At 68.3% G+C, this 15,970-nt stretch carries 13 protein-coding genes; 5 read left to right on the top strand and 8 right to left on the bottom strand.

Annotated features, from left to right (window positions below; translation table 11 throughout):
- Window positions 1–22: 22 nt before the first annotated feature.
- The 3 genes from Q7W02_00375 to Q7W02_00365 all read right to left on the bottom strand — a co-directional run bounded on the left by Q7W02_00375 (window position 23) and on the right by Q7W02_00365 (window position 2,839).
- Window positions 23–1,273: an MFS transporter gene (locus Q7W02_00375; protein ID MDO8474645.1), complete on the bottom strand. Its 1,251-nt coding sequence runs from the start codon at window positions 1,271–1,273 to the stop codon at window positions 23–25.
- Window positions 1,274–1,404: 131 nt separating this feature from the next.
- Window positions 1,405–2,076 carry a hypothetical protein gene (locus Q7W02_00370; GenBank protein ID MDO8474644.1) on the bottom strand — a complete coding sequence of 224 codons (672 nt, stop codon included), beginning with the start codon at window positions 2,074–2,076 and terminating at the stop codon, window positions 1,405–1,407.
- Between the two features lie 4 nt (window positions 2,077–2,080).
- Window positions 2,081–2,839, bottom strand: coding sequence for a hypothetical protein (locus tag Q7W02_00365; GenBank protein MDO8474643.1), 759 nt, complete (start codon window positions 2,837–2,839; stop codon window positions 2,081–2,083).
- A 225-nt stretch (window positions 2,840–3,064) separates the two neighbouring features.
- Here Q7W02_00365 and Q7W02_00360 point away from each other — a divergent pair, with 225 nt between their 5' ends.
- Both Q7W02_00360 and Q7W02_00355 read left to right on the top strand, forming a co-directional pair.
- Complete coding sequence (locus Q7W02_00360) at window positions 3,065–3,946, top strand: LLM class flavin-dependent oxidoreductase (GenBank protein MDO8474642.1); 882 nt, start codon at window positions 3,065–3,067, stop codon at window positions 3,944–3,946.
- An 864-nt stretch (window positions 3,947–4,810) separates the two neighbouring features.
- Window positions 4,811–7,516, top strand: a complete 2,706-nt coding sequence (locus Q7W02_00355; GenBank protein MDO8474641.1) for a tetratricopeptide repeat protein — start codon at window positions 4,811–4,813, stop codon at window positions 7,514–7,516.
- Window positions 7,517–7,853: 337 nt separating this feature from the next.
- On the opposite strand, the gene Q7W02_00350 is transcribed toward Q7W02_00355, so the two are convergent.
- Complete coding sequence (locus Q7W02_00350; GenBank protein MDO8474640.1) at window positions 7,854–9,194, bottom strand: M20/M25/M40 family metallo-hydrolase; 1,341 nt, start codon at window positions 9,192–9,194, stop codon at window positions 7,854–7,856.
- On the bottom strand, window positions 9,191–9,943 hold the full coding sequence (locus tag Q7W02_00345) for an alpha/beta fold hydrolase (protein ID MDO8474639.1): 753 nt from the start codon (window positions 9,941–9,943) through the stop codon (window positions 9,191–9,193). Before Q7W02_00345 ends, Q7W02_00350 begins: the two co-directional genes overlap by 4 nt.
- Before the next feature lie 99 nt (window positions 9,944–10,042).
- Here Q7W02_00345 and Q7W02_00340 point away from each other — a divergent pair, with 99 nt between their 5' ends.
- The 3 genes from Q7W02_00340 to Q7W02_00330 are packed head-to-tail and all read left to right on the top strand — an operon-like array spanning window position 10,043 to window position 12,622.
- The gene (locus tag Q7W02_00340) at window positions 10,043–10,948 is read left to right on the top strand and encodes an amidohydrolase family protein (protein MDO8474638.1); all 906 of its coding nucleotides are present in this window, start codon (window positions 10,043–10,045) and stop codon (window positions 10,946–10,948) included.
- 16 nt (window positions 10,949–10,964) lie between these two features.
- The gene (locus tag Q7W02_00335) at window positions 10,965–11,765 is read left to right on the top strand and encodes a fumarylacetoacetate hydrolase family protein (protein ID MDO8474637.1); all 801 of its coding nucleotides are present in this window, start codon (window positions 10,965–10,967) and stop codon (window positions 11,763–11,765) included.
- 38 nt (window positions 11,766–11,803) lie between these two features.
- Window positions 11,804–12,622, top strand: a complete 819-nt coding sequence (locus Q7W02_00330) for an SDR family oxidoreductase (protein MDO8474636.1) — start codon at window positions 11,804–11,806, stop codon at window positions 12,620–12,622.
- A gap of 15 nt (window positions 12,623–12,637) precedes the next feature.
- Here Q7W02_00330 and Q7W02_00325 read toward each other — a convergent pair whose 3' ends face one another.
- From Q7W02_00325 to Q7W02_00315, 3 genes are all read right to left on the bottom strand, one after another.
- Entirely contained in the window at window positions 12,638–13,537 is a 900-nt protein-coding gene (locus tag Q7W02_00325) for a TIGR03619 family F420-dependent LLM class oxidoreductase (protein MDO8474635.1), read from the bottom strand.
- Window positions 13,538–13,591: 54 nt separating this feature from the next.
- The gene (locus Q7W02_00320; GenBank protein MDO8474634.1) at window positions 13,592–14,848 is read right to left on the bottom strand and encodes an MFS transporter; all 1,257 of its coding nucleotides are present in this window, start codon (window positions 14,846–14,848) and stop codon (window positions 13,592–13,594) included.
- 124 nt (window positions 14,849–14,972) lie between these two features.
- Window positions 14,973–15,911 carry an SMP-30/gluconolactonase/LRE family protein gene (locus tag Q7W02_00315; GenBank protein ID MDO8474633.1) on the bottom strand — a complete coding sequence of 313 codons (939 nt, stop codon included), beginning with the start codon at window positions 15,909–15,911 and terminating at the stop codon, window positions 14,973–14,975.
- Window positions 15,912–15,970 lie beyond the last annotated feature (59 nt).

The following is a 15,970-nucleotide window of genomic DNA, read 5'->3' as shown; positions in this document are numbered from 1 at the left end:
CAAGCGATAAGAGAACTGTGGATCAGGCGGGCTTCGAGGGCGAGAGCGCGGAGGGCGCGACGCTCAGCGCCCGACCGGCCGACAGCACGGCCAGCGCGGATAGGATCGCCAGCGTGAGGAGAATCGGCCCGTAGCCTCCCCACGCCAAGTAGGCGAGGCCGATGCTCAGCGGCGCGGCCGCGCGGGCCAGCGTCGACCACACCGACAGCGCGCCCGCGATGGCGCCGTAGTGCGTGCGGCCCCACAGCTCGGCGACAAGCGACGCCCGCACGAGAGTGGCCATGCCATTGCTGATTCCGAAAAAGGCCACGAAGGCGAAGAGGCCGACGACGCCGGGCACGCCCCACAAGATGAGGAAGGCCACGCTCTGGCACGCGAGGATCAGCATCGTCACCGCGCGCGCCGACAGACGCGTGCGCAGCGGCGCGAACACCAGCCGGCCGAGGACCTGCATCGCGCCCACCAAACCGATCACGGTCGCCGCGAAGGTCGGCTTGTAGCCCCACTCGATCAGCATGGGGACGGAGTGCAGGCTGATGCCGGCGTGCGCGAACGACTGGATCAGGAATGCGAGGGCCAGGAACCAGAAGGTGGCAGTCCGTAGCGCCGCCCGGGCGTTGACGTCAGACGGCCCGACGGCTTCTCGCCGAGCGGTGGCCTCGCGCGCCGGTTTGCCCTCGTCGGCCGGGCCGCCGCGCAGCAGGATGGCGTGCATCGGGATCGTCGTCGCTCCGAGGATGGCCGCCAGCACCAGCACCGCCTGCCGCCATCCGAGCGAGGCGGCCAGCAAGCTCGCGATCGGATTGAAGATCGTGCTGGCGAGTCCGGCCGCGAGCGTCAGGATGGTGAAGCCGCGCTCGCGGTCGTGCACGAACCACTTGGCGAGGACGGCGAACGCCGGCTCGTACAGCACGGCCGCCATCGTCACGCCGACGGCCGCCCAGATGAGGTACAGGGCGGGCAGGCTCTCGACGCGCGCCCAGGCCACCATGAGCGCGGCGCCCGCGCACGAGCCGAGCGTCATCATGAAGCGGGCGCCGCCGCGATCGACCCAGCGCCCGACGGGGACGGCGAAGATAGCCGACACGAGCAGCGCGATGGAGAAGGCCGCCGTGCTCTGGGCGCGCGACCAGCCCATCTCCCGCTCCATCGGGGCCAGGAGGATACCGAAGGCGTAATAGAGGATGCCCCACGAGATCGTCTCGGTCACGGACAGGGTCGAGACGATGACCCAGCGGTAGCTTGGCGTCTTCGGCCTGCGGAGCCTCGTCACGGCGCGGTCGAACCGTCTCGCATCGTCCGGCCCGGCTTCGAGGCTCGGAGACGTCGTGAACGCGCAGGACCTGAAGCTGCTAGCCTCGAAGTTGCCCCTTCAACCTGAGCCGAAGAGATCCCTCCACCCCGCTACGAGATCGTGAACCCAGGGTGCGTGGCAAAGGCGTTGTCGATGACGAGATTGGCGCGCTGGCGAGCGGCCTGGCGGAGCGCCCAGGTCGTGCGGCGCCCGTCGGCATAGAACCACCAGAGATACAGCGCGCCGTACATCCACGCCCCTTCGTAGCCCCAGGTCGAATCGGCCCCACTCTTGCCGGCACCGAACACGGAACCCGCGGGAAAGTTTGCGTCGTGCGGCTTGCCACCGAGATGGCGCGACTCGTGGATGAGTGTCTCGGCGCGGCCGGCGCAGTCTTTCGAATAAAAACAGCCAAGGTAGAGCTCCACGTGCCCGGATACGGACCGAGCGATCGCGGTGCCGTCCCCACAGAGTGATCGCAAATCGTTGATCTGGTCCCGCACGTAGCGGCGACCCCAGTGCAGGGCGTTGTTGCTCCAATCCTCGTTCCAGTAGTCGTCGGCCGAGTAGTTGAGCAACCACATCGCCCCGAAGATGCGGGCCAGCGGCAGGTCGGTGTTGCAGCAGTCCTCGTATCCGAACCCATCGTCCCAATAGTTCTTCTGAAATCCATGGGCGTACCAGGCCCAATCGATGAACGCCTGCCAGCAAGCCCGTGGACCATAGAGGCTGTCGCCGGTTACCGTCTTGTCCGGGATGGTCGGTACGGTGCACGTCGCCATGAGCTCACCCCTTCCTCGTTGGTCCCGGTTTCCGGGCCTGCTCAGTTCGGGGCTCGTCGCCGGGCAGGCTCGGAGCGGGAGCGATGCCCGCCCGGCCGCCCGTCTTGCTGAGGTGACGCTGCGGCCGCTTGATCTGGGGAACGTCACTGACTTCGAGCGCTTTCAGATCAAGCAGGAATCGCTGATCCTCCGGCAACGCGTTGGCGATGCGCGAGCGGAGGCTTCGTCCGCGCGACGTCTTGAGAAGCGACTGGACCGCGGCACGTCGGATGGACAGGGAAGGCTGCTTGAGGCATTCGAAGAGCGCCTCGATCGCTTCCCGGCGTTCCTTGGCGAGGTAGCCGATCCCCTCCACCGCGGTCGTACGCAGAATCGTCTCTTCGGCGACGGTCGAATACGAATGGGGATCCGGGGCTTCTTCCGGTGGAATCGGAGTGAGGACCAGGTCAAGCAGGAACGGTAGCGCGGCGGGGTGCCGGAGCTCTGCCGCCGCATGAACGTGCACCCAACGCGTCGGGTAGTCGTGCCGATCGCAGTCGTTCTGCGCGCGGGCGATTTCGACCAAGGCGAGATCAGCTCGCTTCCGGAGGTCCGCCAAGGCTCGACGGTAGCTGTCCTCCGCGTCCTCCCCGACCGCGTTCATGGCGACAAGGAAATTCTGCAGCAGGATGCCGGCCGGACTGTCCGGCGGCCGGGCGCGTCTCCTCTCCGTCCCGCGCAAGTCATCAGATGCGCTCGGAGGGCTTTCGTTATCATCGCGCATATGTCACTCCTTCAGCGTGTAAGTTGGTTCGAAAGAGATGAAGAACAATGACACACGGGGAGAAATCGTGTCAAGCGAGGCGCCGGATGAAAAGGCGTCGGAGGCATCATAGATGAACGAGACCAGGGTGCACGCTACGCTCGTACGTCCCGTCGATCTGAAGGACGACAACGACTGGGACGATACGGCCGGACGCTCTCGAAGGAAACGGGCTAGAATCGCTCCATGAAGATCCGCATTGGGGTGGGCGCCGCAGGAGCTTCCGCTACACCGGAGGCGCTGGCCGAGCTCGTGACGGCGATCGATGAGCTGGGGTTCGATTCTCTGTGGCTCTCGGAGGTGCTGACCGGCCCCGTGATCGATCCCGTGGTGGGCCTCGCCTGGGCGGCGGCGAGCAATCCGAGGGTGAAGCTCGGGACCACGATGCTCTTGCCGGGACGCAACGTGCTGCGGCTTGCCAAGCAGCTCGCGAGCCTCGACGTCCTGTGCAGAGGGCGGCTCCTGGTAACGCTGGTGCCCGGACTCACGTACGCGCCGGAGCGCGAGGCCATCGGCGTCGAACCCAAGCACCGCGGCGCGTTCATCGACGAGGCGCTGCCGCTCTTGCGGCGCTTGTGGGCCGGTGAAACGGTGAGCCACGACGGCCCCGCCGGCAGCTTCCACGACGTCAAGCTCTCGCCGCTGCCGGTGCAGCAGCCGCTCGAAGTCTGGCTGGGCGGCACGGTGCCCGCGGCGCTCGAACGCTGCGGCCGATTGTCCGACGGCTGGCTGCCGTCGCTCTGCACGCCGGAAGAGGCGGCGGCGGGGCGCGTGGTGATCGACGAAGCGGCGGTCAACGCCGGGCGCTCGATCAGCCCCGAGCACTTCGGCATGAGCATCGGCTACGCTCGCGAGCCCATCGACCCGGCGACCGCGCGCATCATGACCGCCCGCCGCCCCCGAGCCCTCGAGCTCACGCCGGTGGGATTGCCAGCTCTGCGTCAGCTTCTCGAGCGCTTCATTGGCGTCGGCTTCACCAAGTTCGTCGTGCGTCCGGTGGCCCCGCCGGCGTCCTGGCGCGCCGAGCTCCAAGCCCTGTCCGCGGCGGTGGGTGACCTCCAGACCTGACGAATCTACATCGTTCCACGAGACACACCAAACCTCCGAGATCCGTTTTGGCTCCGGGATTTTGGCTGGTTGCGGGGGCTGGATATGCAGAATGCTACACGCCCCGGAAATCTACTGGATCGACCTAACGTAGACTTGGCTTCATTCCCTCCGTTCCCCACCGGCTCCGGCACGGCCCCTTTCCGCCCGTTGCTTGCCCACGCCCCAGCGGCGGCGCAGATTCGCTCAGCGTCATAGGGCGAAGGCACTGCCCTGATCGCCTTCGAGGTCGTCGCACTGTGCCATGCCGGGTGCCAGGTGGGTGTGGCCGGGGAGAAACTGGCCTCGTTGCCTTGTCACAGCACGGTGTGCTGGCGTCACGAGGTCGATACGTGGGCGGGGCAAGGGCCGCGCCCTGGAGTACTCCGGCGCCATGGCCGCGCCGATACCCCTGCGTCACGCCAGGGCGTTGGCAGGCCCGGGCGAACCGCCGATCTGATAGAGTGACCCGCATAGCGCGGAGGGCGAGGGCATAAACATGTCGTCTCTTCCCACAGGCACGGTCACCTTCCTCTTCACGGACATCGAGGGCAGCACGAGGCTCTGGCAGCAGCATCCCGAGCCGATGAAGGGCGCCCTGGTCCGCCATCACGGGCTGCTCCACCAGGCGATCGAGTTGACCGGCGGCTACGTCTTCCAGATTGTCGGGGACGCGTTCTGCGCCGCCTTCCACACCGCATCGGAGGGTGTGGCGGCCGCGCTCGCCGCGCAGCGCGCGCTCGCTGCCGAGCTGTGGGGCGAGACGGGCCCGATCCGGGTCCGCATGGCCCTGCATACGGGCACGGCCGACCTCCATGCGGGTGAGCACAAGCCCGGCGAGTATGTGTGTCCGGGCTCACCCTCAGCCACACGGCGCGGGTGCTGTCCGTCGCGCACGGCGGGCAGATCCTCCTATCGAGCGCCACGCAGGAGCTCGTCCGTAACGACCCGGCATCCCTCGTGGAGCTGCGCGATCTCGGCCTTCATCGCCTGCGCGATCTCGCGCGCGCGGAGCACATCTACCAAGTGGTCGCGCAGGATCTGCCGGACACGTTTCCCGCGCTCACGTCGCTGGAGGTGGTCCCCAACAACCTGCCGAGACAGCTCACGACCTTCATCGGGCGTGAACGCGTGATCGCGGAGGCGAAGCGCTTGCTGGCTGAGACGCATCTGCTCACGGTCACGGGGCCCGGCGGCAGCGGCAAGACGCGCCTCTCCCTGGAGATCGCCGCCAGCCTCTTGGACGAGTATCCCGACGGCGTGTGGCTGGTCGAGTTCGCGCCGCAGGCCGACCCTGCGCTCGTGCCCCAGGTCCTCGCCACGACGCTCGGCGCGCGCGAGGAGGCGGGCGGCCGCCCGCTGGTCACGACGCTGGTCGACCATCTCCGTCCGAAGCGCGTGCTGTTGCTCTTCGACAACTGCGAGCACCTGATCGACGCGTGCGCCCGCCTCTCGGACGCGCTGCTGCGCGGCTGCCCGGAAGTGAAGATCCTGTCAACCAGCCGCGAGGCGCTCGGCCTGACGGGCGAGGTCACCTTCCGCGTCCCACCCCTATCCCTACCCGACTCGGGTCACTTGCCACCACTCGAGCGCCTCACGGAGTATGAGGCGATCCGGCTTTTCGTCGACCGCGCCGCCGCCGTGAAGCTCGACTTCACTCTCACGGATGGCACCGCGCCCGCTGTGGTGCAGATCTGTCAGCGGCTGGACGGCATTCCCCTCGCACTCGAGCTGGCGGCGGCGCGCGTACGCACACTGTCCGTCCAACAGATCACCGCGCATCTGGACGAGCGCTTCCGTCTGTTGACGGGGGGCAGTCGCACCGCGCTGCCGCGGCACCAGACGCTGCGTGGCCTGATCGACTGGAGCTACGGCCTGCTCTCTGAGGCCGAGCGCGGGCTGTTCCGGCGCGTGTCGGTGTTCGTCGGTGGCTGGACACTGGAAGCGGCGGCGGCTGTGTGCGTGGGCGATGGTGTCGACCGCTACGACATTGTCGATTTGCTCGGTCGGTTGGTGGATAAGTCGCTCTGCCTGACAGACGGCCAGGGCAGCGACCCACGCTATCGCTTGCTCGAGACCATCCGACAATACGGCCTCGAGAAGCTCATGGAGACGGCCGAAGGCCAGGTCGTGCGCGATCATCATCGCGACTTCTATCTCGGCTTCGCGGAGGATGCGGAGCCCCGCTTGCGGGGCTCCGAGCAGGTCTCTTGGCTGAAGCGGCTCGAGGCGGACCACGATAACCTGCGGGCGGCGTTGCGCTGGTCCCTCGATCGCGAAGAGACGGAGCCGGCGCTCCGTCTCGGGAGCGCGCTGTGGATGTTCTGGGACACGCACGGATACCTGCGCGAGGGACGCGAGTGGCTCGATGAGCTGCTGGCGCGCGCCCACGACTTGCCGGCTTCCGCCGTCACGCCCGTGAGTCGGCGCGCGCTCGCCAGGGTGTTCGACGGGGCGGCCCACCTGCGGGCGCGTTGGAGCGAGTTCGCGAAAACGATCGATCTCCAAACCCAGGGGCTCGCGGTGTGGCGTGAGCTGGGTGATAAACGCGGGATCGCGGAAGCGCTCGACCACCTCGGCGACACCACGCGTACCCTCGGCGACCGCGCGCGAGGCAAGGCGCTCGTGGCGGAGAGTCTCGCATTGTTTCGGGAGCTCGCCGACCAGCGCGGCACCGCGCACGCGCTGAACAACCTGGCCGAGATGGTCAGCGCCGACGGGGACCTCGCCAGCGCGCGGTCGCTACTCGAGGAGAGCGTGCCCCTCTTCGAAGCGATCGAAGACAGGCGGGGCCTGTCGCATGCGCTCGACAACCTGGGAGGCGTCCTCACGGCGGAGGGCGATTTCGGTCCGGCGGAAGCCCTGTACAGCAAGAGCCTCCGGCTGGCCGAGGAGCTCGATGATAACCACGCCATCGCGACTGCGCTCCGGAGCCTCGGCGGCGTCGCGCACCACCGGCGGGACCACGCGCGGGCGCGGAACTTTTACGAGGCCAGCGTGGCTCGGTTCCGTGAGATGAACGACGGGTTCTGCCTGGCGAAGTCATTGATCGGTTTCGCCCTGGCCTCGCACGAGGCAGGCGACCACGAGCACGCGCGGACGGTCGGCGACCAGGGCCTGGGCTTGCTGCGCGAGAAGGACGCCAAGGACGAGCTTGCACCGCGGCTCAATCAGCTCGGCGGGGCGGCCTTGGCGCACGGTGACGTGGCGCGAGCCGCGCGCTTCTTCCAGGACAGCCTGGCGCTGTACGCGGAGACGCACGACGAGCCGGGCATCGCCACGAGCCTGGAGAACCTGGCCGGGGCGGTCGCCGCGCGCGGCCGGGCGCCGGCCGCGCTGAGCTTGCTGGCTGCGGCCGATGCGCGGCGCCGCGCGCACAGTCTCGGGTGCTCGGCCAGCGACCGCGGCACCTTCGACCGCGCCGTCGTCGCAGCGCGCGCGCAACTCGACGCGGCGACCGCCGACGCGGTCTGGTCGGAGGGCGCGGCGATGACGCTCGAGCAGGCGATCGCCCGTGCGCGCGAGCAGTTCACCGATCTTCCCGCAATGTGAGAACGCACTGCACAGAGGCCGCTCGTTGAGGCGCCATCCCCGTCTGGGCGGGTCGGCGGAGGCCAATCGGCTCCTCGTTGGAACGGTCGATTTGAACGACGATCACGTCTTGCCAACTCGATCCAACCGCATCACCAGTTAGCAATCCGTTAGCAGAGACAACCAAAGGGTTAGCGATCAGTCGCTAACCCCTTGGTTGTTTGGTTGCGGGGGGCCGTAACCACCGACGTCGAACCGACTGACCTTCGGGGTCGATCTCGGCTGACGGCCGATCAACGCCTCAATAGCCCTCGTGCGGCTATCAGAGTGGCTCCCTTTAACGTCCGGGCGTCAGGGACTACCCGAGGAACAGCTCGCAGGTGTCGAGCCAGGCCTGCGTGGTGAGCGCCAGCGATTCCACATCGACACGCTCGTCGTTGCCGTGGAAGCGGCTCGACATCGCCTCGGCCGTCAAGGCCCGCGAGAACAGGCCGAAGCCGTAGGCGACCGCGCCGTGCTCGCGGAAGTAGGGCGCGTCCGTGAACCCGACGATCATGCGCGGCAGGAGCTTCGCGCCCGGGTAATGCCCGTCGACGACCCGACCCAGGACGTCCCAGAGCGGTGTCCCCGTGGGCGACACGGATGCCTGCTTGGAGAAGAGCTTCTCGATCTTCACCTCTTCCGACAGGTCGCCGAGGGCTTTGTCGATGTGCCGGCGCACCTCGTCCTCGTTGTCGCCGGGTATGGTGCGGATATCGACCTCGATGTCGACGACGTCGGGGATGACGTTGGTCTTCACGCCGGCGCGGCACATGTTCGGCGAAAACGTGGTGTGCGTGGCCGACCACGCGAATTTCGCCATGTCCGGGGAGAGCTTGGCGATGGTCTCGTCCACGCGAGAGGGATCGACCAGGGCGGCCTTCAAAGCCGGGTCGAGGCTGAGCGAGGCGACGAAGGCGGTCCACAGATCGTCCACGTACGGCGCCGGGCGGTAGTCCGCCAGGCGGCTGACCACGTGCGCTGCCTTGACGAGCGCGTTGTCCGCACCGTACGGCATCGAGCCGTGTCCGGGCGTGCCCTTGACGCGCAGCCGGCGCCACGCCACGCCCTTCTCGCCGACGTGCACGGTGACGTTCAGCTCGTCGCCGTGCGAGCTGACGGTCCCGCCGTTCTCGGTCAACAGGTAGTCCGCCCGGAGCGCATCCCAGTGACGCTTGCACACGTGCCCGGCGCCGAGCGCGCCGCCGGCCTCCTCGTCGGCGCACGCCAGATAGACCAGCGTGCCGCGCGGCCGCCACCCGCGCCGGGCCAGCGCTTTGAGGGCGACGGCCTGGGAAGCGGTAAGGTTCAGCATGTCGATCGCGCCGCGCCCCCACACCTCGCCGTTCACCAGCTCGCCCCCGAAGGGATCCCGCGTCCAGGTCGCGGGCGTCACGGGCACGACATCGGTGTGCCCCATCAGGCAGAGAGTCGGCGCGGCCGGATCAGTCCCCTCGATGCGGGCGACGAGGCTCTTGCGGCCCGGCGCTCCGTCAGGCTCGTAGACCTCGAGGTCGAGGCCGCTGCCTTCGAGGTACGTGCGAAGCAGGTCGGTGGTGCGCACCTCCTGGCCGGATGCGACGCTGCCGTCGTTCACGCACTGGTTGCGGATCATCTGCTGCAGCAGCTCGACGGTCTGGCCGGTCAGGGCGTCGTTCATGCTTTAGGCATGTTTCGGGTCAGGAAGTCGGTGACCCAGCGGATCGACTCGGTGAGATGCGTCGGGCCACGCCAGTCCTTCTGAATCTCGAGATTGGGGGCTAATCGGGCGATCTCGGCGCTGGTCTCGGCCGGGTGCGGCTTGTCGACGCCGGGCTGCAGCAGGAGCGGCGTGCGGCAGCGACGGACGAACTCCCGGCTCACCGAGAAGACGAAGTCGCCGCCGAACATGTTGTGACCGAACTTCTGAATGGTGTCCTCGGTCAGCGTGGGATCGCGCGCCAGCATGGTCTTGGCAAAGCCGCGGACACCGTCGTCCCAAGTGTCCCGGTTCTCGTGCAGGCCGATCGGGTTCTGGAGCACGGCGGCGGTGATTCGCTCGGGCGCCATCTCGCACAGCGTCAGGCAGAAGGTGGCACCGATGCATCCGCCCATGACGTGGAAGCGGCGATGGCCGAGATGGTCCATCAACGCCAGGTGATCGCCGGCGTACGTGTGCCAGCCGTGGGTCGCCGTCACCGTCCCGCGCGAGCTGCCCGCGTTGCGCTGATCCATGCCGATCACGGTGAACCGGCCGGCAAGATCGACCATGGGATTCATCCACGGCGGCGGGGCATCGGGATTGCCCGGGCTGTGGCGCCAGAACTCGAGCTGCGAGCGCAGGCCGCCCGGCGCAAAGAGCAGCAGCGGATAGCCAGACCCGTGGACTTCGTAGTGGATTTCGGCATCAGGACGCGTGAATACCGGCATCGTCATCCTCCCGAGGTGTGGTCACCGCGATTGCCGTGCCACGATAGCACCGTTTGGGGGCCTCCTCTCTCGGTTAGAATCCCCTGGGAGGAGATGCTCATGCGAGTGATCGACATGGAGTGCAGCGTCCCGAAACGCGCGGCCGCTGACGGCGCGGCTCCCGCAGCCGGCCCACCGACGGCGGCACCGAGCGCGACATCGGGCACGTCGGGGGCCGAACGACCGGCCGGCTACGGCATGGCCAACTACGGGCGCATCTTCCGCTCGCGCCGGGACGGCGGCGACGCGCGGCCGGCGACAGAGCTCTCCGTCTACGTCGAGCTGCTCGAGCGCGCCGGCATCGTGCGGGCCGTACCCTTCGGGACGACCAACGACGAAGCGGCCGAGCTGCTGCGCGACTACCCGGACCGCTTCATCGGCCTCGCCCGCATCAGCGCGTACGACCGCATGCGCGGCGTCCGCGAGCTGGAGCGCCGGGTGCGCGAGCAGGGCTTCCGGGCCCTCGGGGTCTCGGCCCTCGTGGACGGCATCCCGGCCAGCGATCGGCGGTTCTACCCGCTCTACACCAAGGCCGCCGAGCTGGACATCCCCGTGCGCGTCTATTCTTCCATGAACTACGCGACCGACCGGCCGTACGATCTCGGCCACCCGAGGCACCTCGACCAGGTGGCCATCGACTTCCCCGAGCTGACGATCATCGGCGGCCTCGGGGGCTGGCCGTGGGTGAACGAGATGGTCGCGCTGGTCCGTCGCCATCCGAAGCTCTACCTCGACACCTCCGCCCACCGCGCCAAGTACCTCGGCCAGCCCGGCTCGGGATGGGAGATGCTGATGCAGTTTGGCAACACGCTCATCCAGGACAAGGTCCTGGTCGGGCTCTCGGCGGACCTCGTCGGGCAGCCGCACGAGACGCTGATCCGGGAGTACCTCGAGCTGCCGCTCAAGGACTCCGTCAAGGAGAAGTGGCTCTACGGCAACGCCGCCCGGGTGTTCGGGCTCGAGTAGACATTGGAGGAAACAGATGCTGACGCCTGAGACGATCGACGCTACCGCCCGTGCCTTCTTGGAGGTGCACCAGTCGCGCACACGGTACCGCCCGCTCGACCCCGCCCTCCGGGCGGCGCCGCTCGACGATGCCTATCACATCCAGGACGCGCTCCACCGGCTCATGGCCGAGGCCGGGCGGGGCGAGATCGCCGGCTGGAAGATCGCGCTGACCTCGAAGGCGATGCAGCAGATGACCGGGGTGGACCAGCCCGCCGCCGGCGCCATCTTCTCGAAGGTCGTGCATCCCTCGCCGGCCCGGATCGAACTAACCGCGTATCACCACCTGGGCGTCGAGTTCGAGGTGGCGGTCCGTCTCGCTGACGATCTGCCGGCGAGCGGCTCGCCCTGGACGCGCGCGTCCGTGGCCGGCCGGGTCGCCGCGTGCCTGCCTGCCTTCGAGCTGGTCGAGGACGGCGGCGCCGACTACAAGACGCTCGACGCCTTCACCCTCGTGGCCCAGAACACCTGGAACGGCGGGGTCGTCCTCGGGGCGCCGGTGACGGAGTGGCGCGGCGTCGACCTCGAGGGCGCGGTGACACGCTGCTGGATCAACGATCAGCCCGGGGGCCAGGGCAAAACCGGCGATGCGCTCGGCCACCCCCTCGAAGCCGTGGCGTGGCTGGCGAATCTCCTCAACCGCCACGGCCGCATGCTCCATCGCGGGATGATCGTGATGACGGGCAGCAGCATTACCACCAAGTTCCCGGCGCCCGGCGACCGCGTGCGCTTCGCCATCGACGGCCTCGGCGAGGCAACGCTCGAGGTCGCGCTGTAGCGCCGAGACTTCACAGGGGCAGGACGGGAGGTCACCGCATGGATCTGGGGCTTCGAGACAAGCACGCGATCGTGACCGGGGGCAGCCTGGGCATCGGCAAGGCCATCGCGCGAGAGCTGGCCCGCGAAGGGGCGGATGTCGCGATCGTGGCGCGGACGAAAGAGCGGCTCGACGCGACGGCGCGGGAGCTGGCCGCCGACACGGGACGCCGCATCATCCCGCTGGTGGCCGATGTCACCAGCAAGGCGCAGGTGGACGCGATGGTCGCCCAGGCGGCCGCACAGCTGGGCGGGCTGCACATCCTGGTGAACAGCGGCTCTCCGCCGGGCGGCTCGGCCACCGCGACCGGCCCCATCGAATCCGTAATTGACGAGGATCTGCTGCACGACTTCAACGTGAAGTACGTGGGGGCGCTGCGCTGTGCCCGCGCCGCCATCCCCTACATGAAGGAGCAGGGGTGGGGCCGCATCATTAATATCAGCGGGACCAACGCGCGCAACGCCGGGAACCTGAGCGGCGGCGCGCGCAACACCTCCCTCGTCCACTTCACCAAGACCCTGGCCGTCCAGCTGGGTCGCTACGGGATCACGGTCAACTGCATTCACCCAGGCGTGACGCGCACGGAGCGCACCCCGCGCCTGCTGGCCGCCCGGGCCGCCGAGCTGGGCATCGCTCCCGAGGACGTCGAGAAACGCGACTTCGCCGACGATTCCCCGCGCGGCAACGCCATCGGCCGCATGGTGGACGCAGCCGAGATCGCCTACCTCACGGCATTCCTGGCTTCGGACAAGGCCTGGGCCGTCACGGGCGAGCTCGTCGTGGCCACCGGGGGCGCCGGGCGGGCGGTGTACTACTGACGCGGATTTACGCGATCAGGCGAGCTTGGGCCGCACGCGCTCGGCGAAGACGGCCATCTGCTCGTCCAGCTCGGGGCCGTCAGCGGCGAGGAACTCGAGGACCAGGTGCTCAACTCCGCAGTCGACCAGCTCCGCGATCTGATCGACCAGGCGTGCCGGCTCGCCCGCGAGCACGCGGCCGCCATGGGTGGAAACCGGCACAGCCTGACCGGGGCCAACGATGCGGACGTCGTTGCGAAGCGTGAGCGCGGGAGGCAGGGTGCGGCCCCGCGCCTGGCAGAGTCGCGCCAGCTCGGCCCGGCCGGCCCGCAGCTCCTCCGGCGAACGATTGATCGGATGCCAGGCGGCGCCGAACTGGGCGGTGCGGCGCAGCGCGGCCCGGCTGTGCCCCCCGACCCAGATCGGCGGGTGCGGCTTCTGCAGGGGCTTGGGCTCGAACGTGAGCCCGCTGAACTGCGTGTACTTTCCGGCAAATGACGGAGCCTGCTTCGTCCAGAGCTCCTGCATGGCCTCGAGGTACTCGTCGGTCATGACGCCGCGCTCCGCGAAGGGTACACCCAGGATGGCGCTCTCGGCGGCCACCCAGCCCGCGCCGACTCCGAACACGACCCGCCCGCCGCTCAGCGCGTCGAGCGAGGAGATCATCTTGGCCGTGACGACCGCGTTGCGGTACGGGACGATGAGCACCGTGGTGCCGAGCCGCACCCGGCTGGTCACCCCCGCGATCACCGCAAGCGTCACGAGCGGGTCGAAGATCGTCTCGCCGAAGTTGACGACGTTCGCGTTCGGCACGACGACGTGATCGCTGACCCAGACGGAGTCGTAGCCGAGCTGCTCGGCCCTGACGGCCGCGCCCCGGATGATGTCCGGCGTGGCCAGGTGCCTGCAGTTGGGAATCCAGATGCCGAATTTCATGGTGACGCTCCTGACTGGCTGAGGCTTCGTTTCGACCGCTCTTCTACCGCGGCGTCAGAGCGAAGTCAATCGCCACAAGCTTTGTCGCCACCTGATAGCGATGAGGAGGGTGAACACCAGGCCGACAACGGATAAGGCACTGATTGTCAGCGGAAAGCCGATGAGATCGATCAGGGCGCCCGCGGCCATCAATCCCAGCGGCAGGCCGTAGACCGCGAGCGTCCGCACGCCCATGACCCGCGCCCGGAACCGGTTGCCCGCAGCGGCGAGCAAGCTGGCGGTCATCGAGATCATCGCCACGTTCTGGACGAAGCCGGCGAGCACGAGCGCGATGAGCCCCGCGCCCAGGCTCCCGGCGTGGCCGAAGCCGAGCAATACGGCGTACCAGATCGCCGTGCAGACGAGCATGGAGCGCTCAGGGCGGCGCGGCCCGCCGGTCGCGACCGTGGCGATCGAACCCAGGAGACCGCCGAACGCGAAACCGGCAACGAGCCACCCCAGGCCCCTGGCGTCAACGAGGTAGATGTTCTTGGCGACATAGGGCAGGAGGCCGTTTGAAACGGGGTAGGCGGTGAGGTTGATCAGAAACGCCAGCCACATCGGGGCGAGCAGCGCAGGCGTCCGCAGAACGTGGAGGAGGCCGTCCTTGAGATCACGGCCGCTCGAGGGGCTGGACATCGCGACGGTCGTGACGCCCGGAGAGACCGCGCGCGGCGCTTCACCCGGATCAGGCACCGGATGTCTTCGCGCCACGCCGAACGTCAGCGCGCCGCTCGTGAGATAGAGTGTCGTAATGAGGAGGTAGGCGGGCCCGATGCCGAGGACGGTGGAGAGGCCCGCGCCGGCGAGCGCGCCGGCCACGCGGGCGGAATCCATGGTGGCGCGGGACAGGCCCACGGCGCCCATCAGGTGCTGCGACGGAATCGTTTCGCCGATGAGCGAGTTCCGGAGCACGAGATCGTTTGGGCGGACGAGGCCGACGAGCGTTGCGATAGCGAACACCCACACGGGTGTCAGGCTCCCCGTCAGGCTCAGGATCGTGAGGAGCGCGGCCAGGACAGCGTAGACCGCGCGCATCGCGGTCAGCATCGCCCGGCCGCCGAGCCGGTCGCCCAGCACCCCGTACATCGGCGCGAGGAGAGTGCCCAGGAACAGCAGCGAGCCGAACGCGGTGAGCAGGAGCACCGAGCCGGTCTGCACCAGGACGTACCAGCCCAGGATGACCGTCTCCATCTCGAACGCCAGCGACGTGAGCAGGTCGGCGGGCCACTGGAAGCGGAAGCTGCGGACGCGGAACGCGGCCAGGGTCAAGGGACGTCGATAATGATCGGGGTCAGGTCTTGCATTACGACATTTCACGCCGCCTGTCCTCGGCCAATCGCGAGAGATCTCGCTCCGCAATGTAGCAATTCAAGACCTGACCCCGGCTACCCGGCTAGCGGTTGAGGTGGCGCAGCGGCAGCCCGGGGCGCGGCCACTCGAACGACACGAGGGTGCCGCCCATCGACAGCGTCGCGTACGCGGTTCGCAGGTCACGGCCGCCGAAGCAGACGTTCGTGACCATCATGTCGGGCAGCATGTACTGGTCGACGCGGCTGCCATCCGGCCAGATGTCGCTGACGGCGCCCGTGATCAAGGTTGCCACGCAGACATGGCCCTCGCCGTCCACCGCCAGCGAATCGAACATCTGATAGCCGCCGAGCCCGAAGACGACCTTGCCCTTCTCGCCCCGGTACGGTCCGTTCGCGGACTCGATCTCGCCCGGGGCCGAGAGCCGGAAGGACCAGCAGCGCGCCGTCGGCGTCTCGACGACGTAGAGCGTCTTCTCGTCCGGCGAAAGCCCGATCCCGTTCGGACGCTCGAGCGGGAAGATCGCCTCGCGGATCAAGGACCCGTCGGCCTTGGCGTAGTAGACGACACCGCGGTCGCTGTCGCGCTCGCGCGTCTTGCCGAGGTCGGTGAACCAGAACCCGCCGGCGCCGTCGAACACAAGGTCGTTCGGCCCCTTGAGCTTCTGGCCGTCGCAGCGATCGTAGAGCGTGTCGAACTTGCCGGTCTCGGGATCCACGATCTGGATGCTGCCCCCGGTGTAGTCATCGGCCTGGAGAACCGGAAACAGCTTGCCCGGCCGCTCGACGAACTTGAGCCCGCCGTTATTGGTCACGTAGATCTTGCCGCCCGGACCCATCGCCGCGCCGTTCGGGCCGCCGCCGAGCTGGGCGATCACGTGGGTCTTCCCGTCGGGCGTGACGCGTGAGAGCGTCTGGCGCTCGATCTCGACCAGGATGACGGAGCCGTCCGGCATCGCCACGGGACCCTCGGGAAAGCGTAGTCCTGACGCGATCTGCTTGAACGCGGGCGTGAGCGTCGTCATCGAGATTCTCCTGGGGTCCCCTGTTGCGCGGCGAGCCCTGCGCTCGCTCGATCATGCCA

The organism is Candidatus Rokuibacteriota bacterium (genome assembly GCA_030647435.1).
In the GTDB taxonomy this organism is placed as follows: domain Bacteria; phylum Methylomirabilota; class Methylomirabilia; order Rokubacteriales; family CSP1-6; genus AR37.
This window is presented reverse-complemented; position numbering and strand designations above follow the sequence as displayed.